The sequence below is a fragment of the Alteromonas sp. H02 genome (assembly GCF_059682525.1).
The window spans coordinates 3,034,187-3,059,577 of sequence record NZ_CM185021.1 but is presented as its reverse complement, the minus strand read 5'-3'; the positions used below and the strand labels follow the sequence as shown (position 1 = coordinate 3,059,577).

Sequence of the window (25,391 nt, the reverse complement as noted above, 5' to 3'; positions counted from 1 at the left end):
ATTAATTTCAGTGATGGTTTAACCTCTACCCTACAAGTTCACATTTAAGTGAGCGTAAAGAAAAAGTGACAAGCTGGAGGCTGTAAAGTGCAAGAATACGTACTTTGGTATCAAGAGTTAGGCATGCACGATGTGAATCGTGTTGGCGGTAAAAATGCCTCGTTAGGTGAGATGATCTCAAACCTGGCGAACGCAGGTGTAAAAGTACCTGGAGGATTTGCAACAACAGCTTACGCGTTTAATGAATTTTTAGAGCAAAGCGGACTTGAAGCTAAAATTCATGAAGTGCTCGACTCATTGGATGTCGACGACGTCGGGGCGTTAGCCGAGGCAGGTAAGAATATTCGTCAGTGGATTATCGATACGCCTTTCCAGGGTAAACTCGAAGAAGAAATCCGCACCGCGTTTGTTACCCTGCAGGGTGATGCCGGTGACGAAGCGTCTTTTGCGGTACGTTCTTCTGCCACTGCAGAAGATATGCCGGATGCCTCATTTGCAGGTCAGCAGGAAACCTTTCTTAATGTGAAAGGTTACGATGCGGTTATCGTGGCGGTTAAGCACGTGTTTGCCTCGCTGTTTAATGACCGCGCTATCTCTTACCGCGTTCACCAGGGTTACGACCACAAAGGCGTTGCATTGTCTGCCGGCGTGCAGCGTATGGTGCGCAGTGATATCTCTTCGTCTGGTGTTATGTTTACCATCGATACCGAATCAGGTTTCGAAGACGTGGTATTTATCACCAGCTCATTTGGTCTGGGCGAAATGGTAGTGCAAGGTGCCGTTAATCCCGACGAATTTTACGTTCACAAACCTACCCTGGACAGCGGCAAGCCAGCCATTGTGCGCCGTAACCTGGGCAGCAAATTAACCAAGATGATTTACTCTGAAGATCAGAGTCACGGTAACCAGGTTACCATCGTTGATATCGACCCGGCCGACAGCAAAACCTTTTCATTAACCGATGATGAAGTGATGGCTCTGGCGAAACAAGCGCAAATTATCGAACAACATTACGACCGTCCAATGGACATTGAATGGGCCAAAGATGGCGCCGATGGCCAACTGTACATCGTTCAGGCCCGCCCTGAAACCGTGCGCAGTCGTGAAGACGCACAATCTATCGAACGCTTCCAGCTTAAAGGCTCAGCGGGTATTGTGTGTGAAGGTCGTGCAATTGGTCACAAGATTGGTGCAGGTAAAGCCAAAGTGCTCGGCTCCATTGATGAGATGGACAAGATTCAGGCAGGTGATGTGCTGGTTACCGACATGACTGACCCGGACTGGGAACCGATCATGAAGAAAGCCTCGGCGATTGTCACCAATCGCGGTGGCCGTACCTGCCACGCGGCCATTATTGCCCGCGAGCTGGGTATTCCTGCAGTGGTAGGTTGTGGTAACGCCACAGACAGCATTAAAACCGGCGACGCCATTACTGTTTCCTGTGCAGAAGGTGATACGGGTTATATCTACAACCAGGAACTGGAGTTTGATGTCACCACGTCACAGATTGACTCCATGCCGGAATCACCTACCAAGGTAATGATGAACGTGGGTAACCCGGATCGCGCGTTCGATTTTGCGCGTCTTCCTCACAAAGGGGTTGGTCTGGCGCGTCTGGAATTCATTATTAACCGAATGATTGGCGTGCATCCTAAAGCACTGCTGAACTTCGATACCCAGCCAGAAGAGCTGAAAGAAGAAATCAGCGATATGATTGCCGGTTACGAGTCGCCTAAAGAGTTTTACATTCAGAAGCTGGTAGAAGGTATTTCCACTATTGGTGCGGCATTCTCGCCAGAAAAGGTGATTGTGCGGATGTCTGACTTTAAGTCTAACGAATACTTCAACCTGGTGGGCGGTTATCAGTACGAGCCGGACGAAGAAAACCCAATGTTGGGTTTCCGTGGTGCCAGCCGCTATGTATCGGAAGACTTCCGCGATTGTTTCGCACTGGAGTGCGAAGCCATTAAGCGTGTTCGCAATGTGATGGGCTTAACCAATGTTGAGATCATGATCCCATTCGTTCGCACCGTGGAGGAAGGGCGTCAGGTTATAGAGCTGCTGGCTGAGCAAGGCCTTAAGCAAGGCGAGAATGGTTTACGCGTTATTATGATGTGTGAGCTGCCTTCCAATGCGTTACTGGCTGATCAGTTCCTCGACATCTTCGATGGTTTCTCCATTGGCTCTAACGATATGACGCAGCTTACCCTGGGTCTGGACCGTGACTCAGGCCTGATTGCTCATTTGTTTGAAGAACGCAATGATGCAGTTAAAGCACTGCTTTCTATGGCGATTCAGGCGGCCAAAAAACGTGGCAAGTACGTGGGTATCTGCGGTCAGGGACCGTCAGATCACGAAGACTTCGCAGCGTGGCTGGTAGAGCAGGGCATTGACTCAGTATCTCTTAACCCGGATACGGTTGTTGAAACCTGGTTATACCTGGCGGAAAAACTAGGATAACCAGTGCGTGTATAAAAAAAGCCAGCGCAAGCTGGCTTTTTTGTGCCTGTGCCAGTTACTGTTCCACTGCAGGTGATGCTGACCGGGTGGATGAGAGAGCGGCCGTTGGGAAACGTGCCTCTACGTCCTGCATTTGAATTATATTCATTGCTATTTTCGGGGATCGCTATACTCTAAGGCCTCTTCGTTTTGTCATTTATCTCCGATAGCTGGCTGAGCGCTCAATCATTGAGATAGCCAAATGACAAATCTGCGTTTACGCTACCAAACCATTGAGTTTGGGAAAACTGATATTCACCTTTGCACTTTGCGGGATAAACAAGAGTTTTATGATCCCGAAAGTGTAGCCAGTGAGTTGGGAATATCCTCTGCTACCTGGCCTATATTCGGTGTCATCTGGCCGTCTGCCTTAGTATTGGCTCACCATATGCAATCCATCAAAATTGGCTCCAGGCGCATTTTAGAGGTGGGTTGCGGCATGGCTTTGAGCAGTTTGCTCCTGAACAAACAACATGCTGATATTACTGCCACGGATTATCATCCTGAAGCTGAACTCTTTTTAAAGCGAAACGCCAGCCTCAATGGTGACACCCCAATTCCTTTTGAGCGGACGGGGTGGGCAGATGATAACGATAGTTTAGGGCTCTTTGATTTAATCATTGGTAGTGATCTTTTGTACGAAGATGAGCATATAGCGCTGCTGTCAGATTTTATTCATGCGCACGCGAAACCACAGTGTGAAGTTATTCTTGTTGATCCAGGTCGGGGAAGGAAAAATAAGCTCGTCAAAAAGCTAATGGGACTGGGTTACCAATCGTCGTTAATTAAACCTGATAATACGATTTATCTGGACACCGTTTTTAAAGGACACATTCTCCGTTTTGTACGGCAATAACTGACCTGACAAATTATTCGGCTAGAGATTTCATGTGTTAGCGTGTTTGTGTCGGGGGGATAGGGCTAATCATAGTTGGCCGGGATCCTCAGAGGGTAGTTATCTGATACGTGATCTGCTGAGTTTGCGGTTAAGTAATAACTGGTCCAGACGGCGGGCAGAGCGGGCCATCTGATTCTGAAAAAAGCGCAACCACGAACGGGCTCTTGGCCAGTCATAGCTGAGCAGCATTAACCCACCAATCACCAGCAGAATAGAACCTGGCAGCAGGGTAAGCACAATCCCGGTCAGGAACAGTATGGCACCAAGGCTTAATCGGATGGTCTTTTTCATGTTTCTGGATGCAAAGTGGTTAATGTATGGCGGCTATTTTAGTCAGTTATGCAAAGAGTACCAAATCATAAATGTAATAAAATATATCGGGTTCCCGTTGAGGCTTAAAACTTATCGGTAAACTGTGGCTTTTGCTGCGTTAGCAAGGTGTGAAAGGCCTCTGCTGGCATCGGGCGGGCAAACAGAAAGCCCTGGGCGGCCCGACAGCCCATCTCGTAAAGTAGACGCGCCTGTTCCTGGGTTTCTACCCCTTCAGCCACCATATCGCAGCCGAATGACTGTGAGAGTGTGACGGCAGCGGCAATAATAGCCCGATGCCCCTGGTTAGTGGTCAGGTCACAGATAAACGCCCGGTCTATTTTTAACACGTTTACCCGTAGCTCTGACAAATACGCCAGCGAGCTCATGCCGGTACCAAAATCATCGATCGCCAGGCTAACGCCTAACTCGCGAATTTGAGCCAGAGCAGACTGGATATAGTCAATGTTTATGCAGGTTTCGTTTTCCGTAAGTTCTATTTCAATAAACTGTGGCGGGATCTGATAGCGGTTAAGCGTTTCCCCAATAAAATCCGCCAGCCCCGGGTCCAGCAGGTTGTAGGGCGAGAGATTAATGGCGATAGGCACTAGCAGACCATCTGAATACCACTGCACAGCCTGAGCCGCTGCGCTGGCAATAATGTAACGTCCAAACTCCTGTACCTTTCCGGAGTGTTCAATCAGGTCGATAAATTCGCCCGGACCAAGTAATCCCAGCCGCGGATGCTGCCAGCGGCAGAGTGCTTCGGCACCGGTGACTTCGCCGGTAGCTAAGTCTACCTTGGGTTGGTAATACAAAATAATTTGTTGTTGGGCGAGGGCGTCACTGAGTTCAGCGCGCAATTGCAGTATGTCTTTGTAGTCGGCGATTTTCTTGTTGTCATACACCTGCCAGCCGCTACGCATGGCTTTGGCTTTATGCATTGCGGTATCCGCGCAGACAATTAAGCCAGCGGTATCATTGGCCTGACTGGGGTAATGAGATATGCCTATGCTGGCGCCACTATTAACGGTAAGTCCGTTAATGAGGGTTGGATAATTACAGGAATTGACGATCTCTAAAGACAGTGTTTTAGCTTGTTCAATGGTGTAGTCGGGGGCCCAGATAAAAAATTCATCGCCGCCGGTGCGGATAAGTTCGGCCGGTGCCCTGATTAACACGCTCACGCGCCGGGCAATTTCTTTTAATAAAGTATCCCCCGCAGCGTAACCAAATGAATCGTTAACCTCTTTAAAGCGGTCGAGGTCGATAATCAACAAGCAGCCTTCGTCAACCGGCGTGTTGGTAGCGTCAGTTGTCGGGCCCAGTGAGTTTTCAAGCAGTTCAATCAGGTACAGGCGGTTCGGCAGTCCGGTCAGTGAGTCATGTGTGGCAATATACGCCAGCGACTCATTTACCTGTTCTGCCCGCCTGGCGATTAAAGAAGCAAGGGTAAGTGCCAGCCAGACCGCTATCCAGAATACGATGATGGAGGTAACCAGCAGTCGTTTGGCTACAAATTCCAGGGTGATGTCCAGCGCCTGAGTTTGCTGTACAAAGGTTATCTGATACTGACCAATCTTATGCTGACCAATCTTATGCTGTTGCCACAGGAACGTGTTGCCATCTACCTCGATGGGTTCGGCATTGTCTTCGGCTTCGGCCACTAACTGCAATAGAGTGCTACGCTTAGCAGAAGAAATCAGTAGGTTTTTGTGCCACTGTTGTGCTGGGGTGGTTACGGTAATAAAGGCAGGATTGTTGACCGCCGAGAGTAGAATCTCATTTAAGGTGCTGTCTACCTCATCGGTGTCTTTTACCTGACTAAGTTCGTTACTGACTAAACTGGTGATGTGGCCCATCGCCTTTAATTCTGAGCGAACGGTGATATCGGCTGTCAGCCGGTAAGACACCGTGACATAAATGGCTGACACCAGCAAAGCTACAGACAAACACGCCCAGATAAGCCTGGGCCTAATTGACTTGTCCTGTTTTATTTTGGCAATTTGCTGCATAGGTGCCGCGGTGTTATTCAGTGTTTGCGAGTGTCAATGCCTGCCAGGTGGTAAACCGGACACCAGCCCGAAAACAGGGAAATGAGATTAAGTATTCCGAAAATCCCCAACAAGACCTCAATAAACACATCACCAATCATATCACCATTAAACAACGCGAAGGCGGTTACGCAAATACCAATAACGCCTCGAATAGAACGATCTAAAGTGTTGAGGTTCGATGAAAATGCCATGAATGAAATCCTGCTTAAATTTTCTTCATTATAGCCTGACATTATAATTGGTTAAATTCATTTGCAAGCGGTTAGGTGATATCGCCAAATAAAAGGTGATAAAAAATCAACCTGTAACGGTGGAGACCCTGCGTTAGCCTAGGTATACTTAGCCGCCTATTCACCAGTGAGAGCGTAGCTTTGAATTTACCTGTTGTACCAGTTGAATCGACCGTTTCTGATGATTACAGAACCTACCTTCAACGCCTGGAGAAATCCTCTTTTTCCGGCGACATTGAATACAGTTATGGCAGCCGCCTGGCAGTGGCAACAGATAACTCGGTATATCAGAAGTTACCGCAAGCCGTAATTCATCCCAAAGGCATTAACGATTTACAGATCATTGGTGAGCTGGCTAACCAGCATCCGCAGGTAAAATTCAGTGCCCGGGGCGGCGGTACCGGCACTAACGGCCAAAGCCTGACCGATGGAATTGTTGTGGACATGTCCCGGCACATGAACAAAGTACTGGAGATCAATCCTGAAGAAGGCTGGGTAAAAGTTCAGTCCGGGGTGGTTAAAGACGCGCTAAACGACGCCTTACGCCCTTATGGTTTTTTCTTTTCGCCGGATTTATCTACCAGTAACCGAGCCACACTGGGCGGTATGATAAGCACGGATGCATCAGGGCAAGGTTCCCTGGTATACGGTAAAACCAGCGATCACGTTTTAGGTTTAACATCGGTATTGGCTAATGGTGAAATACTGCAAACCCAGCCATTATCGGTTGCCGAAGCTGAACAGCAAGCTACCCGCAGCGATACCTACGGACGTATTCTGCGTCAGGTGCTAAATACCTGCTGCGGTAAGCGAGAAGACATTCTGGCTAAATTCCCGCGTATGAACCGCTTTTTAACCGGCTACGATTTAGAGCATGCGTTTGATGAAGAAAAGCAGTTAATTGACGTCAGCCGCCTGATCACCGGTTCTGAAGGATCCTTGGTGTTTGTTGCCGAAGCCAAATTATCGCTGACCAAAATTCCAAAGCATACGGCGTTGGTAAACATTAAATACGATTCATTTGAGTCTGCCCTACGCCATGCGCCGCGCATGATTGCTGCGCAAGCGACGTCGGTGGAAACCGTCGACAGTAAAGTACTCAATCTGGCCCGCACTGATATTATCTGGCATTCCATTTCTAATCTGATTGAAGATGTTCCGGGTAAGGAAATGCTTGGCCTGAATATGGTGGAGTACAACAGTAATGACCTGGATGAAATTAAAAAACGCATTGCCCGATTAGAGGAAGAACTTACGGCGTCGGCTGAAAAAGGTGAATATGGCGTGATTGGTTATCAGCTCACCTTTGACAAAGCGGATATCAATAAAATTTACGCGATGCGCAAAAAGTCGGTGGGACTGCTGGGTAATACTAAAGGTAGCCAAAAACCGATCGCCTTTGCCGAAGATACCGGCGTACCGCCTGAGAACCTCGCTGACTTTATTATGGAGTTCCGTGCGTTACTTGACGGTCACGGCCTCCAGTACGGCATGTTTGGCCATGTGGATGCCGGCGTATTGCACGTTCGCCCGGCACTCGACTTGTGCGATGTGGAGCAGGAAAAGCTGATGCATCAGATCTCCGATGAAGTGGTTGCTCTGGTGGCTAAATACGGTGGTCTTATGTGGGGCGAACACGGCAAGGGCTTCCGCAGTGAGTATGGCCCGGCGTTTTTCGGCGAGTCATTATTTGCCGAACTGCGTCGCATAAAGGGCGCTTTTGATCCGGGCAATAAAATGAACCCGGGAAAAATCTGTACGCCAATCGACAGTGATGATGAGCTGGTGAAGGTAAGCGATCCGAAACGGGCGACCCTCGACCGCACCATACCCGTGGCATTTAAAGAAACCTTTAAGCCCGCTATGGACTGTAACGGTAACGGCCTGTGTTTTAATTACGACACGACCTCGCCTATGTGTCCTTCAAGCAAGATCACCCGCGACCGCCGTCATAGCCCTAAGGGCCGGGCCGGTTTAATTCGTGAATGGCTGCGTTTGCTGGCTAACCAGGGCGTGGATCATCAGGCATTGATGAATGGTCAGTATAAAAGTAGCTGGCTGACACGTTGGCAAAACTCCCGGGCTGATACCGAAGATTTTTCCCACGAGGTGCTGGAAGCCATGAATGGTTGTCTGGCGTGCAAGTCCTGCAGCAGTCAGTGCCCGGTTAAAGTAGATGTACCAGAATTCAGAGCCCGGTTTTTAAATGTTTACTATCAGCGTTATCTGCGGCCACTCAAACATCATTTGGTGGCCAATGTAGAATCGCTTACCCCACTGATGGCCAAATTGCCCAGGGTTAGTAATGCCCTGATGAATAACGGTGTGGCAAAATCGCTGCTTGAAAAGGTAGCCGGTTATGTGGATGCACCGCCAATGTCGGTTCCTACACTGTCCGAACAGTCAGCAGAGATAATGCAACCATTTGATCTGGCCGAACTGGAGCAGCTCGATGCCGAACAGCGCGAAAATTACGTGTTAATCGTGCAGGATCCTTTCACCAGTTATTATGATGCAGAGGTGGTCACCGACTTTGGTCGCCTGATCAAAGCGCTTGGAAAAACGCCGGTATTGCTGCCATTTAAGCCCAATGGCAAAACCCTGCACGTAACCGGTTTTCTGGAAAAATTTGCCCGCACCGCAACGGATACCGCAGCCTTTTTAAACCAGGTGGCGGCTTTGAATATGCCAATGGTTGGGGTCGATACGCCACTGGTACTGTGTTATCGGGATGAGTACAAAGCAATTGGTGCCGCGCGCGGCGACTTTGTTGTGCATACTGTCCATGAATGGCTGGCAAGCCTCCCAGAGTCAATCTGGCAGAGTGGTGATGCCACATCTGAAGCACCGGTGATGGCATTGTTTGCCCACTGCACCGAGAAGACCGCGTTACCGAAAACCGAACAAATCTGGCAGGATCTCTTCGCGAGGGTCGGGCAAAAAACTGATATCGTGAAAGTGGGTTGTTGCGGCATGGCCGGCAATTACGGCCATGAAGCGGTCAATAAAGCCAACTCGCTGGGTATTTATGAAATGAGCTGGCAGCAGGCGGTATCACGCTATCAACCGCAACAGATAATGGCCAGTGGTTATTCCTGCCGCAGTCAGGTTAATCGTATTGATGAGTTTAAACCAAAACACCCGCTGCAAGTGTTATTGCAGTGTTTAACTAAAAGAACATAAGCACCATGACAGAACAACTAACAGAAGAACAAATTCAGACCTGGGCCCGCGAAGCCTTTCAGCAAGCAAACCAGTTTCTTGCAAAGGAAGGCGTGCTTTTTGACACCGTAGTGACCGAAGAGTGCCGTTATCTGGCTCCGCTGGTAGCGGTGTGGAAAATTAAAGCCATGGATAACAAGCTGTACTGGGTACTAACCGGTGATTTACCGACCGATTTTACGCTTGCCGATAACGCTGAAGATGCCCGTGGGGCGCTGCGTTATTTTTCGATGCGCTGGCAAATTAAAGCTGAGAATCTACTGCAAAATAACGATAAAGCAGATGCCAGTCAGACATCTTATGCACAATTACTGGCAGATCGTGCGGAAAAAATCTACCTATTGCAAGAAAACGAGGGGCTTTGGGGTTAGTCTCAATTACCTAATCACTAATACCCAACCTTTGGGGACTCCATCCCATGGCCGTGCGGCATTAATGAATATGCCGTACATCCGGAATATCAAAGTTTTGCCGGTTACACACCATCTTTTGCATGGGAATACCGGCTTCGATAAACACCTTACCAACCGGCTTAAACCCTTTGGCCTGATGAAACTCAACACTGGCGAGTTCAGACTGTAACTGGATTTGTTTAATGTTTTGCGATTCGGCGTGTTTGAGAAGAGCTGCGAACAATAACTTGTAAACAGCAAGGGTTCGGTGGCCGGGTAATACAGCGATTCGCCCGAGCTCGCCGTTTGGAGTCAGGCGGCCGGTGGCGATAGGGGTGTCCTGCTCACAAAACAGTAAAACGTGGGCGGCTTTACTGTCTAAATCGTCAAATTCGGTGGTTTCCGGGAGCTGCCATTCCAACACATACACTGCATTTCTAAGTGTTTTCAGTTGATCACAGGCCTCTTGCCAAAGAACCTGTTGGACTTTATACGCCATACTTCCCCCCATGTTGCCAGTGTCGCCAGCAAGTTATCCCGGTGAGTTGTCTCTACCTTTACAGCGGTTTTTCAGGTAAGAGTTCCCAGTACCCCATATTAACCAGTGTAGTGAATGTGTAAAAAATATCCAGTTTATCCGGGGCGGTTGCCATATCAGCGCGATCAACGTCAGCCTGGCTCATTAGCTGGCACATTAGCGGGTAATTTTCAGGCGAAAAATTGATTATCTCACCATTAATAAATAAACAATCCGGGAATTGCTTGTTTAACAATGGCCGGCAGCCCGGCAATTTAACCAGCGTAGCGCCCGATTCGAGATGTTCCTGCAGAGACTGGCTATCAAGCGGTTCATTGATCTCCGGCTCGATACCTTGTTCACTTAACATGGCTAACAGGTTTTGATTGAAGTTGTCATCATCGATGGCCTTGTGCAACAATTCTTTTAGTGCATCGACTTCCCTGGCCGATACCTCTGCAGGCGATTCTGACAGGGCCAGTGACGGGTCGGTATAGCGCTGTATGCCGGTTGGCTGGGTTTGTAAATGTTCGGCCAGATAATTGCCAAGCTGAACCTGATCCGGCGCACGAAAGCCGATGGAGTAAGTCAGACTATCGCTTAGTGTTACGCCATCATGGGGCCAGCCTGGAGGAATATAAAGAATATCGCCAGGCTGTAACTCACAGTCAATCACCGGTGTGAAGTCATCCACATGACACAGCCCTTTAACCGGTTGGGTGTTGGTGAGGCCCTCGGGCGAACCCACCCGCCAGCGCTTGCTACCTTTACCTTGCAGCAAAAATACATCGTATTGATCAACATGGGGGCCCACTCCGGCGCCAGGTACCGCAAAGCTGATCATCAGATCGTCAACCCGCCAGTTGGGGATAAAGTTAAATCTGTCCATAAGATCGCTGGCTTCATCAAGGAATCGGTCTACGCCCTGAACCAGTAATGTCCATTGCCCCTGACACGCCGAATAATCTTCGAAGGGCCCTTGCTGAATAGTCCACTGCTCAGCTTGTTTACTGATAACCCGGCTATCGAGTTCTGGCTCCATGGCGAGACCCGCCAGTTCGTGTTCATCAATAAAATCGGTGAAGTCGGGCAGAGCCTGGCGAATAACGCAGGGCTTTTTCTGCCAGTAATCCTGTAAAAATGTAGCAATATCTAAATTAAGCACAATTATCATTATCGTTTTGTATTTGCGCCATTATCCCCGGGTTGGCGGTGGATTAAAACCCACGGCCCGCAGTTGTCAGGTGATTTTCAATTGGTAGTAAATTTTTGTATCAGGGTGTTTGCTGCTTGCCAGACTGGTTTCGGCTGCTACCAGATGGGAAGGAAGATGTGTCGCGGTAACGGAGCATGCGGCAATATAGCCTCTGACTGCATTCTGCTCCAGGCAGGCGGCCAAATTGACCGTTTTGCCCCAGAGATCAAAATATGGCCGGTTTTTACCAATAATGCCGGCGGTTAAAGGGCCGGTAGCGATGCCAATGCGCACCGAACAATTAAGGTGGTGGTTATCACTGTAGTTAGCAATCGTGCGGTGCAACGCACAGGCAAAATGATACATGTGCACACAACAAGTCTTATCTGCTTGGGGTTGTAAATGGCTCACTACCATATACTGGTCGCCATTAGTTTTGATTTTCTCTACCGAAAACTGGTCGCACAAACTATCGATGTGCGAATAAAGACGCTTCAGGCCGGTAAGGATAGCGCGGTCGCCGTATTGCTGGTTAAGCGTTGTGTAGCCACTGAGATCGGCAAATAACACGCAGGCGAAAGGGTAGCGCCGGGTTTTTCCGGGCTGCCAGAAACTGGCAGGCTGTTCGGGATCCTTTGGTAATAATTGATTCAGAGTACTTACAGACGAGTGATGTGCGCCGCGTAGGCTTTGCCAGCGGTTGAGTGTTTGCTGACGAAGTACCCGGTAAATCCCCAGACTTAGTGCACCAAGAGTGAGGTCGTTGGTAAGTCGCACAATGCCAAACTCCAGTTGGGGTTGATAGTGAAGAATACTAAACAGGCTGAATAAGAATACTGCGCCAGTAAGTACAGTGACTTGTGCCAGTCGCTCTGCACGGGTAAACACAAATCCGCTTATCACTACGGCAAGCAGGTAATAGTAGTGGGTGTTGGATAACCCAGGCCACAATAACAATACCCAGGTGAGATAACTGTAATAAAGCATAAACAGGGCTAGTTTAAGCCAGTTGAGGCTCATCTTTCGCTGAGCGAGTAACAGCGCAAGTAAGGCCAGAAAATGACCCAGCCAGTTGTAGCGTTGTAAAGAGTCCGGCCGCGCAAAATAATAAAGTGCCGGGAGTTGTAGCAGCATAGCTACCGTAAATAACAGCAGGGTAAGTTTAAGTGTTTGCCTGACTTGTTCAGCGGTGCGCTGCGAAGCGGGAAGAGAAGTGGTTAACGGTAACATGGCAACTCCTTAACGTAGGAGTTGCCAAGCGTAGCAAAGGACTATTCGCCCAGTAACTGATCTACCAGACGGATTGCGTCACCAATGTAGGCCTGTGGAGACAGCTGTTTCAGCTGGTCTTTGGCGCTTTGTGGCATCTCAAGATTATCGATGAACTCACTAATCACCTCAGCATTCACTTTCTTACCGCGGGTCAGCTCTTTGAGTTTTTCATATGGCTTTTCGATACCGTAACGACGCATAACGGTTTGAATAGGCTCTGCCAGCAGCTCCCAGTTATTGTCCAGTTCGTTAAGCAGGCTTTGCTCGTTAACTTCCAGTTTGCTGATGCCTTTAAGCGTGGCCTGATATGCGATAACCGCATAGCCAACGCCAACACCCAGGTTACGCAGTACCGTTGAGTCGGTCAGATCACGCTGCCAGCGTGATACCGGCAGTTTGGCTGCCAGGTGATCGAAAATAGCATTAGCGATGCCCAGGTTACCTTCAGAGTTTTCAAAGTCGATAGGGTTAACTTTATGCGGCATGGTAGAGGAGCCAATTTCGCCCGCAATCGTTTTTTGCTTAAAGTGACCCAGTGCAATGTAACCCCAAATGTCACGATCGAAGTCCAGCAGGATAGTGTTAAAACGTGCAATGGCATCAAACAGCTCGGCAATATAATCATGCGGCTCGATTTGCGTGGTAAAGGCATTCCAGGTAATGCCCAGGCTGGTGACAAACTCTTCAGAGATAGTATGCCAGTCCAGCTCAGGGTACGCCGACAGGTGAGCGTTGTAGTTACCCACCGCACCGTTAATTTTACCCAGCAGGCTCACTGCCGCGATTTGGTCGCGCTGACGTTGTAAGCGCACGGCTACGTTGGCCATTTCTTTGCCCATGGTAGTAGGCGATGCCGGCTGACCGTGCGTACGCGCCATCATTGGAATGCTACGGTATTCGCGGGCCAGATCTTTAAGCGCATCGATTAGCTTATCGCAGTAAGGCAGGATAACGGTATTGCGTGCTTCAGTGCACATCAGGGCATGCGACAGGTTATTGATGTCTTCTGAGGTACAGGCAAAGTGGATAAACTCACTGATAGCGTTCAGTTCGCTGTTATCTGCGACTTTTTCCTTAAGGAAATACTCTACTGCTTTTACGTCGTGGTTGGTGGTACGTTCGATTTCTTTGATGCGGCGGGCATCGTCTACCGAAAACTCTGCCACAATGCTGTCGAGCAGTTTATGCGACTGAGGAGAAAAGTCAGGGACTTCGGTGATACCGTCCAGCTTGGACAGTTTTTGTAACCATCGGACTTCAACTTCAACCCGGTATTTAAGCAGGCCGTACTCACTAAAAATAGACCGTAACTCGCCTGTTTTAGAGGCATACCGACCATCGACCGGAGAAATTGCCGTTAATTGGGATAGTTCCACCTTTTGCTCCTCAATTAGTTCATTAATCTCAGCGCCTGCTGGGCACTGCGTAGAATTGCTTTACGTTTAAATAAAATCTGTCGGCGTTGACCACCCAGCTGTCGCCACAATACGGCGGCGCGAACACCCGCCAGCAATAGGGCCCGAACCCGGTGTTGATTGAGTGGCTGACTCAGGCAACTGGGATTACCGGCAATCTGAATCTTTGGCGCTAACGGGCTAATTACGTCTGAATAGATACTCGCCAGCGACGATAAAATCTGCGGGCTTTCAAAGTCCATATGCGCCAGCTGGCGTTGTACATGGGAGATTCGCTCACCCAGCTCATTCATGGCTTTACTGTTGCGCGCCAGTTTTCGTTCGAGCCCCAGAACACTGGCGATATAGCGGGTCATCTCGGTGTCTTTTTTAGAGTTATGATCGCCTAACTGCGCGACGATAACCTGAAAACCGGTTTTTAAATTTTCTAACTGGCCAAACACCTGCTGTGTGGTGTCTGAATCGGTGACCAGAATGCTTGATAAACTGGCTTCTACTGCTTGCTTATCGGCTTCACCAGTTCGGGCAATCGATTGCACCAGTCGCGCGGCCTGACAAACACCCGCCAGACCCAGTTGTTTTTCGATGGCTGTATCCAACATTAGCGTAAATAACTCTCAATAATGCCGCCACCCAGGCAGACTTCGTCCTGATAAAACACCGCTGACTGACCGGGCGTAACTGCTTTTTGCGGTTCGTCGAAGGTCACCTTTACCTGATCGTCGCCAATGGGCGTAACCAGACAAGGAATATCCTGCTGGCGGTAACGGGTCTTCACGGCGGCGCGAAATGGCTCGGTTGGCACTGTTCGGTTAACCCAATGCAATTGCTTTGCAATCAGACCGTCAGAATAAAGGCGCGGGTGGTTGGCACCCTGTCCAACGATAAGCACGTTGCGCTCAACGTCTTTGTCGACCACATACCAGGGATCGTCGCCGTACTCGGCAAGGCCACCAATGTGCAAGCCTTTACGCTGCCCCAGCGTGTGATACATCAGGCCTTCATGCTGACCAATTTCCACGCCTTCGGCGGTTTCGATGATACCAGGCTGGGCCGGAAGGTACTGACTTAAGAAGTCCTTAAACTTACGTTCGCCGATAAAACAAATGCCGGTACTGTCTTTTTTACCGGCGGTAACCAGGCCTTGTTGCTCGGCGATTTCCCGAACCTGTGGTTTCTCGATGTCACCCACCGGAAACAGCGTTTTAGCCACGTGCTCTTCACCCAGAGTGTAGAGAAAATAGCTTTGGTCTTTGTTGTTGTCCAGACCGCGCAGCATCTGCCAGTGGCCGTCAACTTCACGGCGGCGCACATAATGGCCGGTGGCGATAAAGTCGGCACCTAAGTCTTCGGCAGCGTATTCAAGGAAAGCCTTAAATTTAATTTCCTTGTTACACATGATATCCGGGTTCGGCGTGCGACCGGCTTTGTATTCTGCCAGGAAGTACTCAAACACGTTGTCCCAGTACTCGGCGGCAAAATTAATCGTGTGCAGGTAAATACCCAGCTTATCGGCAACTGCCTGGGCATCGGCCAGATCTTCAGCCGCGGCACAGTATTCGTCGTTGTCGTCTTCTTCCCAGTTTTTCATAAACAGGCCTTCAACTTCGTAGCCTTGTTGCTGGAGCAAATAAGCAGAAACAGAAGAATCCACACCACCGGACATACCGACGATGACTTTTTGTTTATTGGGGGCCGAAGTGGCAAGCTGAGACATTATTTTACTGTGCACTCTCATGTTATTTACGGGGCGCGGAGTTTACCAGAAAATGCAACTTTTGGCACCTTTAAAAGCGCCTTTTTGCGGCGCTCAACGTGTTTTTTGCCGTTGTTTGGGCCGGCTCCGTCGGGCAGGGCGTTTATTTGCCTTACCGACCGGTTTCATTGGCGGGCCAGGCAGGTTGACGTATTCACCATTGGCGATGCCATCCAGCGTCCAGTTGCCTACCCGGTAGCGGATAAGTCGCAGGGTAGGGTTTCCCACATCGGCGGTCATACGGCGTACCTGGCGGTTACGGCCTTCGCTGATTGTGATGGACAACCAGGTGGTTGGAATATTTGCCCGTTGCCGAATAGGCGGATTGCGAGGCCATACCGCTGGCTCTGCCATACGCTGTACTTTGGCAGGCTGGGTCAGGCCATCTTTTAATTCCACTCCAGTGCGTAAGGCTTCAATGGCTTCATTGGATACTTCGCCTTCCACCTGAACCCAGTAAGTTTTGCTGGTTTTGGCTTTTGGATGGGCGAGTTTATGCTGCAACGCGCCATTGTCGGTAAGTACCAGTAATCCCTCTGAGTCACGGTCGAGCCGTCCTGCTGCGTAGACATCGGGAACCTGAATATAATCTTTCAGGGTTTCACGGCCTTCAGCATCGGTGAACTGCGAAAGCACCATATAGGGTTTATTGAACAGAATTACGGTTGAAGTCATGCAACGATTGCTGGCCGGTGTGATTTGAGTAAACAGTTTATCAAAGTTGTTGTTTAAGCACACCGGGAACCTGCTGGTGATGAATTTTTGTACGCCTTGTTGAATAATTACCCATGAAAACTAATTTATTAACCATTTTTTCGTAATTAAGACAAAGGTATGACTTGTAACTGGTTCGCTTGACCCTATACTAAAGACCTTATGATTCATGTGCATTACATGGCCAGCGTCAACCTGTAAAATTAGTGAATTAAATACTCAGTAAAGTGGATGCTGAGTTTTTTGCGTGCGTGAATCGATACTCCCTTCAGGTTGACACATGTAGGTACTTAGGAAAATCACGAGATCCGGTCTCTTGTCAGAACGTAATAGTCTGAAATAAGCGGCTGGAATTTGTTGAATGGAAAAAACGCAGCCAGCTACTGCAACTATTGAGGTACATAATGACCAACCGTAAGTCTACAATTATTTATACCAAAACCGATGAAGCGCCAATGTTGGCCACCTACTCGTTGTTACCCATTATTCGTCGCTTTGCCGCCGAAGCTGATATCGATGTTGAAGTAAGTGATATCTCTCTAGCCGCACGTGTTCTGGCCCATTTCCCTGATTATCTGACTGACGACCAAAAAGTGGTTGATGCCCTGAACGAATTAGGCGGAATGACGCAGGATCCAGAAGCGAATATTATCAAACTGCCGAACATCAGTGCCTCTATCCCGCAGCTGCGCGCGGCGATTAAAGAGCTGAACGCACTGGGCTTCAACGTTCCGCAATTCCCTGAAGATCCAAAAACTGACGAAGAAAAAGACGTTCGCGAACGCTACGGAAAAGTACTGGGTTCTGCAGTAAACCCGGTTCTGCGTGAAGGTAACTCAGACCGTCGTGCACCCACTGCAGTTAAGAATTACGCGAAAAAATTCCCGCACAGCATGGGTGAATGGAGCCAGGCTTCACAAACTCACGTAGCGCACATGCGCGGCGGTGATTTCTATTCAGGTGAAAAATCAGTAACCGTTGAAAAAGAAGGCCATGTAAGCATTGAGTTTACCGGCAAAGACGGTAGCAAGAAGACCCTGAAGCCAAAAGTTGACCTGCTGGCTGGTGAAGTTATCGATGGCATGTACATGAGCAAAAAGGCGCTGTGTCAGTTCTTCGAAGAGCAAATCGAAGATGCTAAGAACACGGGTATTCTGTTCTCTCTGCACGTAAAAGCGACGATGATGAAGGTGTCTCACCCCATCGTATTTGGTCACTGCGTTAAAGTCTTCTACAAAGAGCTGTTCGAAAAGTACGGTGAATTGTTTGACGAGCTGGGCGTTAATCCAAACAACGGTCTGGGCAGCGTTTACGACAAGATTTCAACTTTACCTGAGTCTCAGCGTTCTGAGATTGAGCGCGACATTAACAAGTGCTATGCCGATCGCCCACCACTGGCGATGGTAAACTCAGACAAAGGTATTTCTAACCTGCACGTACCGAGCGACGTAATCGTAGATGCTTCTATGCCAGCGATGATCCGTAACTCTGGTCAGATGTGGGGGCCGGATGGAAAGCCACACGATACTAAAGCGGTTATCCCGGAAAGTACCTATGCGACTATCTATCAGGAAGTAATCAACTTCTGTAAGACTCACGGTGCCTTCGACCCAACTACTATGGGTACAGTACCTAACGTTGGCCTGATGGCGCAGAAAGCCGAAGAGTACGGTTCACACGACAAGACTTTCGAAATGGAAGCTGACGGTACCGTTCAGGTTGTTGATCAGGACGGCAACGTACTAATTGAGCATGAAGTGGAAGAAGGCGATATCTGGCGCATGTGTCAGGCCAAAGACGCACCGATTCAGGATTGGGTAAAACTGGCTGTTACCCGTGCCCGTCAATCTGGCATGCCGGCAGTATTCTGGCTGGATGATGAGCGCGCACACGATGCACAGCTGATCAAGAAAGTAGAGAAGTACCTGCAGGATCACGACACAGACGGCCTGGATATTTCAATCATGTCACCGGTTCGTGCTATCCGTTACTCAATGGAACGCGCGATTCGTGGCCTGGACACTATTTCGGTTACCGGTAACGTACTGCGTGACTACCTGACCGACCTGTTCCCAATTCTTGAACTGGGTACCAGTGCGAAAATGCTGTCAATCGTGCCGCTGATGGCCGGTGGTGGCCTGTACGAAACAGGCGCTGGTGGCTCTGCACCGAAGCACATTCAACAGTTTGTTGAAGAAGGTCACTTACGTTGGGATTCACTGGGTGAATTCCTGGCGCTGGCGGTTTCGCTTGAAGATGTGGCGATTAAGCACGGTAATGCAAAAGCCAAGCAACTGGCCGTTGCATTAGATAAAGCCACAGAAGCACTGCTGAATAATGGCAAGTCGCCTTTACGTAAAGTGGGTCAACTGGACAACCGTGGTAGCCACGTGTATCTGGCCATGTACTGGGCAGAAGAGTTGGCCAAGCAAACTGAAAATGCCGAACTGGCTGCTCAGTTTGGACCTATCTACGATAAGCTGGCGGCAAACGTTGATAAAATCATTGAAGAAATCAACGAAACCGAAGGCAAGCCTCAGGATATCGGCGGTTACTACCTGCCTGACGAAGCGAAAACTGCCGCAGCAATGCGCCCAAGTGCGACGTTTAACGAAATTCTTGGCGCTTAATTAAATCATTAGTTTCTGATTTATTTAAAAAAACCGGCTTCGGCCGGTTTTTTATTAGATAAAATGCTACCGGTGGCACTGGTATTTTAATTGCCTTCTTGGTACCGTTTAAACGACAAATTTTACGTTTTGCTAACAACGCGACAGGTGAAAAATGACCACAGCAACGTCTCTTTTTCAACGCGAAAATAAAAATGGCAACCTATGGCTGGCACATAATGAGCCGGTCCTTGCCTCTGCGACTGATCATGGCATTGAGCCCATAGTGTTAACGTCTGAAGTCGATGTGGGCGAAGCCATGTTTAAGGAGCTGCTTAGCACGGCAGCAGCGAAAACCGGCGACATTAACATTGCCTTGCTTGGAGGGCGTGGTGCCCAGCAATTACATCGCCTACTCGGTGAGAAAGCCGCTAGCAACGAAATCGATGAACTGTTAGCCCGGCTCAATGTGTTTACCCAGGATGCCCTGGCACCGCTGGCTATGGGGAATGGTCTGAGTTTTGTGCGTGATTTCGAACGCATCCTCGGTGAAGCCTTTTTTGCAAAAATTAAAAGCTTTACGCCCATGCAAACCGATACCCCTGATCTGGAAGGGGCATTAACTGATTACCTTAATAAGCTTGAAAATTCAGGCGGTCTGGATATTTTCTTTATTGGCCACGGGCCGGAGGCCAATGACGCCTCTCACCTGGCTTACATTAAACCTTTTTCCGGTGCCAAGGCTCATCATATGGCTGGCATCATCCCCATCTCCAGCTCCATACTTGAGCACCATATCAGTAAGTTCAAAGCCGGCGGCAGCGACATTAGCGCGGAGGATGAAGCTCAGTGCCGTGCTGCGCAATTCATTCTTACCCTGGGGCCCGCAGCCATACTGAGCGCTAAAAAAGTGGTACAGTCGGTGGTGGACGCAGAGACTGCGCCGGCGAAAATCAACACCTACGCGAAAGTAAGGCAAACCTCATTACCTAAGGACAAAACGGAACTGGCAGGTTTACTGGATGCCAATCCGGGGTTGTGGATCCGCTTGCACGGTAACGTGAGATCTTTCGTGCTGCCAAATGTAACCAGCCCGAGCAATTAAGCTCAGACAGGGCAGTGAAAGCTTTTACGTGTATGGGGGAAGTGCGGCCGGAATGCTAATGATGATTCGGCTGCTTACTCCTGATGTGAGTAATGATGGGAAATCGCCTGATTGACTGTACCGAAGTGATTACCAGGGGATAGTGACTCATGCACTTGCAGAATTCTTTGGATTAAGAGCTATCTAATCTGGTAGCTCGACACTGGTTAAATGTTTCAGGCGTAAAGCAGACATCTTCGGCACCCTTCGTAATACCTGAAATTATCCAAGTTTGTCATCCCTGAATCGCCGAGCGATATCAGGGAACTCCTCAAAAGGCTGGCTTACCTTAAACAGTCTGTTTTCGTGCATCTAAGATCTATTCAAGGTTTGTTGATCTGAGTCGACTTCTCATAAAGGCATTAATTCGTTGTCAGGCTCGCTGCGACACTAATACGCAGGCTCCCGTCACTTTTACCCTACCTGATATTGCCCGTTAAGCGGGTGTTATTTGCTAAGACGATTAATAATCCACAACGACTGCTTCGCTGTATAACACTCATACACACGTATCACAGTTAAAGAGATTCGAAATGGCGTTTCCTCTATCCGGTTTTTTAAATAATTTGCAAAATAAGTATGTGCTGCTGGCGCTGATAATAGTTTGTGGTGGTTGTGCAAAAACCTCGCCTCAGTTTGAGCAGGTAATGCAGCGACTACCGGACAATCGCACGGCTGATGATATCTTCGCCCTCACGTTTGAGAAACACGGCGGTGCAAACTTTGATGAGTTGAATGATTTAAACGTGGCAATTGATGGCGAGTGGCATTTTCTGGTTACCCAAATTCAGCCGTTAATTGCAGATGCCGACTATCGGCAACAATCTGAAGAAAGGTTGTTGTTAAATGAGCAATTATACTTTGCAAACTATCAGGGGGAAGGTGGAACCAAGCGGGTATATCGAACGCCGAACGTGATAAAAGTGGCGTACAACGGGGTAATAACCAGTGACGAGCAGAAAAATGCGGCGGCAGCACTTACCGCTGACGCGTTTTACTTGTTCACCCTTGGCCCATTAGCGTTACATGAAAGGGTAAAGAACTGGCAAAGGCTGCCGGATACAACCGAAGATGGCAACGCGTATTACCGTATCAACGCACAGCTAACCCCCGGTTTTGGGTTGTCAGAACGCGATTACGTTACGCTATGGGTTAACAAACAATCGGCGTTAACTTATCGGGTACATATCACTCTGGATGGCTTCGATGCCACGAAGGGCGCACATGCCGATACCACTTATTTTAAATACACCGAAATAGATGGCTTTACCTTCCCCACGCACTTCTTTGAGCGTGTACGCGGGCCAATTAGTATTGATGCCCACGAGTGGTGGTATAAGGGCATTGATATTAATCGTGGTTTAACAGAGCAAGATTTGTCTATCAATGCTTTGTCGTTAAAAGCAAAGCAACCGGCAATCGCTATAAATGGAACTGATTGATTAAGAATTCATGTCCGTACCAGCTTAGCTAAATAATATCGCTTTGTGCACTCAGTGAGTGAAGTCACAGCCAATAGTAGAAACGTAATAATCAGTGAGGGGCAGGTGGATTGAGCTCTGAAAAGCCAGGTAAAGCGTTAGTCAAATAAGACTTGCTTGTTTTGAAAGTAATAAGAGGAATAAAAACTAGTCAGGCACAAAAAAATACGTCGGATATTGGAAACCAGCCTTTTTGTGGTCGCATAAACAAGCCTTACTCGATTACCGGGTAAGGCTTGTTACTTAATCTATTTCTTTGGCGCGCGTTAACGCTCTTCGTCTTCGACAATACCTATGTTCTCGGCATGCAGGCCTTTAGGGCCTTGCTGAACCTCGTAGGTTACTTCCTGACCGGCTTTTAACGATCGATAGCCTTCCATTTGTATTGTTGAGTAATGAGCAAAAATGTCTTCGCCACCTTCCTCGGGCACAATAAATCCAAACCCTTTCGCGTTGTTAAACCATTTAACTTTGCCAACCGCCATACATCGACTTCCTCTTAATCCTTGAACTCACGGGAAACTGCCCCCACAATACAATTAAGGCATGGGACAGCTAGTCTTGTGCGTCACTCACAAAACATATTAAAACTGTAGATATTTTGACCGCATTATGCAAGCGCATTTTATTTTTTTCCGCACAAATTAATGGTAAAAAGATGATAAATTGCTTGCAGACGCACTATGATTAAATTATGAGTAAAGGTAACGCCATAAGTATCGATAAGGAACGCTTACTCGATCAGGAGAGGAAGAAAACTGAACCGCCTCCGATGTATAAGGTCCTATTGAACAATGATGACTACACGCCAATGGATTTCGTGGTAGAAATTCTGATGCGTTTTTTCCGAATGGATGCTGAAAAAGCAAACCAACTGATGCTGACCGTTCATTACCGGGGCAAGGCTGTATGTGGCATTTATACTGCTGAGATAGCAGAAACAAAGGTCATGCAGGTCAATCAATATGCCCGCAAACATCAACACCCGTTGATGTGTACGATGGAGCAGGCGTGAGTTATAAACCTAACAGGGGCAATGTATATGCTGAATAAAGAATTAGAGCAGACGTTAAACGAGGCTTTTGTATTCGCAAGAGAGCATCGTCATGAATTTATGACGGTTGAGCACTTGCTGTTGGCCTTGTTAGATAATTCTGCTGCTCAGGAAGCCCTCAAAGCCTGCGGCGCAGATATCGATAATATCCGTGGCGAGCTGGTAGAGTTTGTGAAGGATACCACACCGTTAATCCTCGATGATCAGGCCAGCGATCGCGAAACTCAGCCAACACTGGGTTTTCAGCGTGTGTTACAGCGTGCCGTTTTTCATGTCCAGTCATCGGGTAAAGAAGAAGTCACCGGCGCTAATGTCCTGGTGGCCATTTTCAGTGAGCAGGAAAGCCAGGCAGTATATATACTGAAAAAATCTGACGTAACCCGCCTGGACGTAGTGAATTTCATCAGCCATGGCGTGAGCAAAGCAGAAGACGAAGCGCCCGAATCCAATGAAGCCAGTGAAGAAGCCGCTGAAGGTGATGAATCCGGCTCAGCGCTGGCTAAATATGCCACCAACCTGAACCGTCAGGCGCAGGAAGGGAAAATCGACCCACTTATAGGCCGCGACACTGAACTGGAGCGGACTATTCAGATTTTATGTCGTCGTCGCAAAAATAACCCGCTGTTGGTGGGGGAGGCCGGCGTAGGTAAAACTGCAATCGCTGAAGGGCTTGCTTACCGCATCGTAGAAAAACAGGTGCCTGAGGTTATCGAAGAATGCACAGTGTACTCGTTAGATCTGGGTGGCCTACTGGCCGGTACCAAATACCGCGGCGACTTTGAGAAACGCTTAAAAGGCATTCTTAAAGAGTTATCGCGAGATAAAAACGCCATCCTGTTCATCGATGAAATCCACACTATCATTGGTGCCGGTGCGGCATCTGGCGGTGTAATGGATGCGTCTAACCTGCTCAAGCCAAAATTGAGCTCAGGTGAACTGCGCTGTGTTGGTTCAACCACATACCAGGAATATCAGGGTATCTTCGAGAAAGACCGTGCCTTGGCGCGTCGTTTCCAGAAAGTCGATGTGGTGGAGCCAAGTGTAACTGACACTACCAAGATCTTGCAGGGCCTGAAATCACGCTATGAAGAGCACCACAGCGTGCGCTTTACGCAAAAAGCACTGCAGGCGGCAGCAGAGCTGTCGGCCAAGTATATTAACGAGCGTCACTTGCCAGACAAAGCTATCGACGTGATGGATGAGGCCGGCGCCAGCCAGCGCCTGCTACCACAGTCTAAGCGTAAAAAAGTCATAAATGTGGGCGAGATTGAGCAAATCATTGCCAAGATGGCGCGTATTCCGGAAAAATCGGTCTCTGCGTCAGATAAAGAAGTGCTTAAAAATCTGGGACGTAACCTGAAAATGGTGGTATTCGGTCAGGATAAAGCAATTGAGTCGCTGTCTGATGCCATTCACCTGTCCCGCGCGGGTCTTGGTACAGAAGAGAAACCCATTGGATCTTTCCTGTTTGCTGGTCCTACCGGTGTAGGTAAAACCGAGGTAACGCAACAGCTGGCGAAGATTATGGGCGTTGAGCTGGTGCGCTTCGATATGTCTGAGTATATGGAACGTCACGCCGTGAGTCGCCTGATTGGTGCGCCTCCTGGCTACGTGGGCTTCGATCAGGGTGGTCTGCTGACTGATGCGGTAATCAAACACCCGTACTCGGTAGTGCTGCTTGATGAGATTGAAAAGGCGCACAGTGATATTTACAACATTCTGTTGCAGGTTATGGATCACGGTACGCTAACCGATAATAACGGCCGTAAAGTGGACTTCAGAAACGTGGTACTGGTAATGACGACCAATGCGGGCGTTCAGGAAACTATCCGAACATCTATTGGTTTTAAACAGCAGGATCACAGCCACGATGCCATGAGTGAAATCAACAAGGTGTTTTCACCTGAGTTCAGAAACCGTCTGGATTCGATTATCTGGTTTAATCACCTTGATACCGATGTCATTCTACAGGTGGTGGATAAATTTATTATCGAGCTACAGGCACAGCTGGATACCAAAGGTGTTTCACTGGAAGTGTCACCGGCAGCAAGAGCACATCTGGCTGAAAAAGGCTACGACAAGTCTATGGGCGCACGCCCGATGTCTCGTCTGATTCAGGAGTCGCTGAAGAAAGAGCTGGCAAACGAGCTGTTGTTCGGTAAATTGAGCAACGGTGGTGATGTAAGAGTCGATTTAGAAGACGACAAACTGGTGTTTGTTTATAACTCTGAAGATCAGACTGAGTCGGCCGCCGAGTCCAGTGATTAATCCGGACGCCGTACACAACTAACAAAAAACCCGAACACTTGGTTCGGGTTTTTTTATGCTTATCACATTATCGCGTAAGCTGGCGTAGGCCGGTATGAATTAACGCGCACGATAGACAATACGACCTTTAGTCAGGTCATAGGGTGTCATTTCCACTGTCACTTTGTCACCGGTCAGAATGCGGATATAGTTTTTACGCATTTTTCCAGAGATATGCGCAGTCACTACGTGACCGTTTTCTAATTCAACACGGAACATGGTATTTGGCAGGGTATCAAGCACCGTACCTTCCATTTCAATACAATCTTCTTTCGCCATCTAAAGCAATAACCTCAATTAATCACAAATTTTTCGCCGCG

General features: G+C 48.6%; 21 protein-coding genes. 9 read left to right on the top strand and 12 right to left on the bottom strand.

Annotated elements, in window-relative coordinates:
- Positions 1 to 87 precede the first annotated feature (87 nt).
- Positions 88 to 2,460 carry a phosphoenolpyruvate synthase gene (ppsA, locus tag AC566Q_RS14115; protein WP_499607260.1) on the top strand — a complete coding sequence of 791 codons (2,373 nt, stop codon included), beginning with the start codon at positions 88 to 90 and terminating at the stop codon, positions 2,458 to 2,460.
- A gap of 241 nt (positions 2,461 to 2,701) precedes the next feature.
- Positions 2,702 to 3,355, top strand: coding sequence for a class I SAM-dependent methyltransferase (locus AC566Q_RS14110; RefSeq protein ID WP_105933985.1), 654 nt, complete (start codon positions 2,702 to 2,704; stop codon positions 3,353 to 3,355).
- Positions 3,356 to 3,454: 99 nt separating this feature from the next.
- Here the strand turns inward: AC566Q_RS14110 and AC566Q_RS14105 are convergent, their stop codons facing one another.
- From AC566Q_RS14105 to AC566Q_RS14095, 3 genes are all read right to left on the bottom strand, one after another.
- Complete coding sequence (locus AC566Q_RS14105) at positions 3,455 to 3,688, bottom strand: PGPGW domain-containing protein (protein ID WP_499607257.1); 234 nt, start codon at positions 3,686 to 3,688, stop codon at positions 3,455 to 3,457.
- 104 nt (positions 3,689 to 3,792) lie between these two features.
- Positions 3,793 to 5,721, bottom strand: a complete 1,929-nt coding sequence (locus AC566Q_RS14100) for a putative bifunctional diguanylate cyclase/phosphodiesterase (RefSeq protein WP_499607254.1) — start codon at positions 5,719 to 5,721, stop codon at positions 3,793 to 3,795.
- A 17-nt stretch (positions 5,722 to 5,738) separates the two neighbouring features.
- Positions 5,739 to 5,954, bottom strand: a complete 216-nt coding sequence (locus tag AC566Q_RS14095; RefSeq protein WP_105933982.1) for a YgaP family membrane protein — start codon at positions 5,952 to 5,954, stop codon at positions 5,739 to 5,741.
- Positions 5,955 to 6,134: 180 nt separating this feature from the next.
- Between AC566Q_RS14095 and ydiJ the strand changes: the two genes are divergently transcribed.
- Entirely contained in the window at positions 6,135 to 9,176 is a 3,042-nt protein-coding gene (ydiJ, locus tag AC566Q_RS14090) for a D-2-hydroxyglutarate dehydrogenase YdiJ (RefSeq protein ID WP_499607251.1), read from the top strand.
- Between the two features lie 5 nt (positions 9,177 to 9,181).
- The gene (locus tag AC566Q_RS14085; RefSeq protein ID WP_499607249.1) at positions 9,182 to 9,586 is read left to right on the top strand and encodes a DUF4826 family protein; all 405 of its coding nucleotides are present in this window, start codon (positions 9,182 to 9,184) and stop codon (positions 9,584 to 9,586) included.
- A gap of 61 nt (positions 9,587 to 9,647) precedes the next feature.
- Here the strand turns inward: AC566Q_RS14085 and AC566Q_RS14080 are convergent, their stop codons facing one another.
- From AC566Q_RS14080 to AC566Q_RS14050, 7 genes are all read right to left on the bottom strand, one after another.
- Positions 9,648 to 10,106 carry a GNAT family N-acetyltransferase gene (locus tag AC566Q_RS14080; protein WP_499607246.1) on the bottom strand — a complete coding sequence of 153 codons (459 nt, stop codon included), beginning with the start codon at positions 10,104 to 10,106 and terminating at the stop codon, positions 9,648 to 9,650.
- A gap of 58 nt (positions 10,107 to 10,164) precedes the next feature.
- On the bottom strand, positions 10,165 to 11,289 hold the full coding sequence (locus AC566Q_RS14075; RefSeq protein ID WP_499607243.1) for a JmjC domain-containing protein: 1,125 nt from the start codon (positions 11,287 to 11,289) through the stop codon (positions 10,165 to 10,167).
- A 75-nt stretch (positions 11,290 to 11,364) separates the two neighbouring features.
- Positions 11,365 to 12,549, bottom strand: a complete 1,185-nt coding sequence (locus AC566Q_RS14070) for an adenylate/guanylate cyclase domain-containing protein (protein ID WP_499607240.1) — start codon at positions 12,547 to 12,549, stop codon at positions 11,365 to 11,367.
- Positions 12,550 to 12,590: 41 nt separating this feature from the next.
- Positions 12,591 to 13,967 (bottom strand): adenylosuccinate lyase, encoded by a 1,377-nt coding sequence (purB, locus tag AC566Q_RS14065; RefSeq protein WP_499607238.1) that lies wholly within the window; start codon positions 13,965 to 13,967, stop codon positions 12,591 to 12,593.
- Positions 13,968 to 13,981: 14 nt separating this feature from the next.
- Entirely contained in the window at positions 13,982 to 14,608 is a 627-nt protein-coding gene (gene hflD, locus AC566Q_RS14060) for a high frequency lysogenization protein HflD (protein ID WP_499607236.1), read from the bottom strand.
- Positions 14,608 to 15,723, bottom strand: a complete 1,116-nt coding sequence (mnmA, locus tag AC566Q_RS14055) for a tRNA 2-thiouridine(34) synthase MnmA (RefSeq protein WP_499607234.1) — start codon at positions 15,721 to 15,723, stop codon at positions 14,608 to 14,610. Before mnmA ends, hflD begins: the two co-directional genes overlap by 1 nt.
- A gap of 93 nt (positions 15,724 to 15,816) precedes the next feature.
- The gene (locus AC566Q_RS14050; protein WP_499607231.1) at positions 15,817 to 16,437 is read right to left on the bottom strand and encodes a pseudouridine synthase; all 621 of its coding nucleotides are present in this window, start codon (positions 16,435 to 16,437) and stop codon (positions 15,817 to 15,819) included.
- Between the two features lie 443 nt (positions 16,438 to 16,880).
- Between AC566Q_RS14050 and AC566Q_RS14045 the strand changes: the two genes are divergently transcribed.
- The 3 genes from AC566Q_RS14045 (at position 16,881) to AC566Q_RS14035 (ending at position 21,671) form a co-directional block, all read left to right on the top strand.
- Entirely contained in the window at positions 16,881 to 19,106 is a 2,226-nt protein-coding gene (locus AC566Q_RS14045) for an NADP-dependent isocitrate dehydrogenase (RefSeq protein WP_499607229.1), read from the top strand.
- A gap of 154 nt (positions 19,107 to 19,260) precedes the next feature.
- The gene (locus AC566Q_RS14040; protein ID WP_499607227.1) at positions 19,261 to 20,190 is read left to right on the top strand and encodes a hypothetical protein; all 930 of its coding nucleotides are present in this window, start codon (positions 19,261 to 19,263) and stop codon (positions 20,188 to 20,190) included.
- 572 nt (positions 20,191 to 20,762) lie between these two features.
- Positions 20,763 to 21,671 (top strand): hypothetical protein, encoded by a 909-nt coding sequence (locus AC566Q_RS14035; protein WP_499607224.1) that lies wholly within the window; start codon positions 20,763 to 20,765, stop codon positions 21,669 to 21,671.
- Between the two features lie 305 nt (positions 21,672 to 21,976).
- Here AC566Q_RS14035 and cspD read toward each other — a convergent pair whose 3' ends face one another.
- Positions 21,977 to 22,195, bottom strand: coding sequence for a cold shock domain-containing protein CspD (gene cspD / locus AC566Q_RS14030; RefSeq protein ID WP_070175905.1), 219 nt, complete (start codon positions 22,193 to 22,195; stop codon positions 21,977 to 21,979).
- A 209-nt stretch (positions 22,196 to 22,404) separates the two neighbouring features.
- Between cspD and clpS the strand changes: the two genes are divergently transcribed.
- Both clpS and clpA read left to right on the top strand, forming a co-directional pair.
- Positions 22,405 to 22,725 carry an ATP-dependent Clp protease adapter ClpS gene (clpS, locus tag AC566Q_RS14025; RefSeq protein ID WP_499607222.1) on the top strand — a complete coding sequence of 107 codons (321 nt, stop codon included), beginning with the start codon at positions 22,405 to 22,407 and terminating at the stop codon, positions 22,723 to 22,725.
- Positions 22,726 to 22,752: 27 nt separating this feature from the next.
- Positions 22,753 to 25,032, top strand: coding sequence for an ATP-dependent Clp protease ATP-binding subunit ClpA (gene clpA, locus AC566Q_RS14020; protein WP_499607219.1), 2,280 nt, complete (start codon positions 22,753 to 22,755; stop codon positions 25,030 to 25,032).
- 99 nt (positions 25,033 to 25,131) lie between these two features.
- Here the strand turns inward: clpA and infA are convergent, their stop codons facing one another.
- Positions 25,132 to 25,350 (bottom strand): translation initiation factor IF-1, encoded by a 219-nt coding sequence (infA, locus tag AC566Q_RS14015; protein ID WP_014949333.1) that lies wholly within the window; start codon positions 25,348 to 25,350, stop codon positions 25,132 to 25,134.
- Positions 25,351 to 25,391 lie beyond the last annotated feature (41 nt).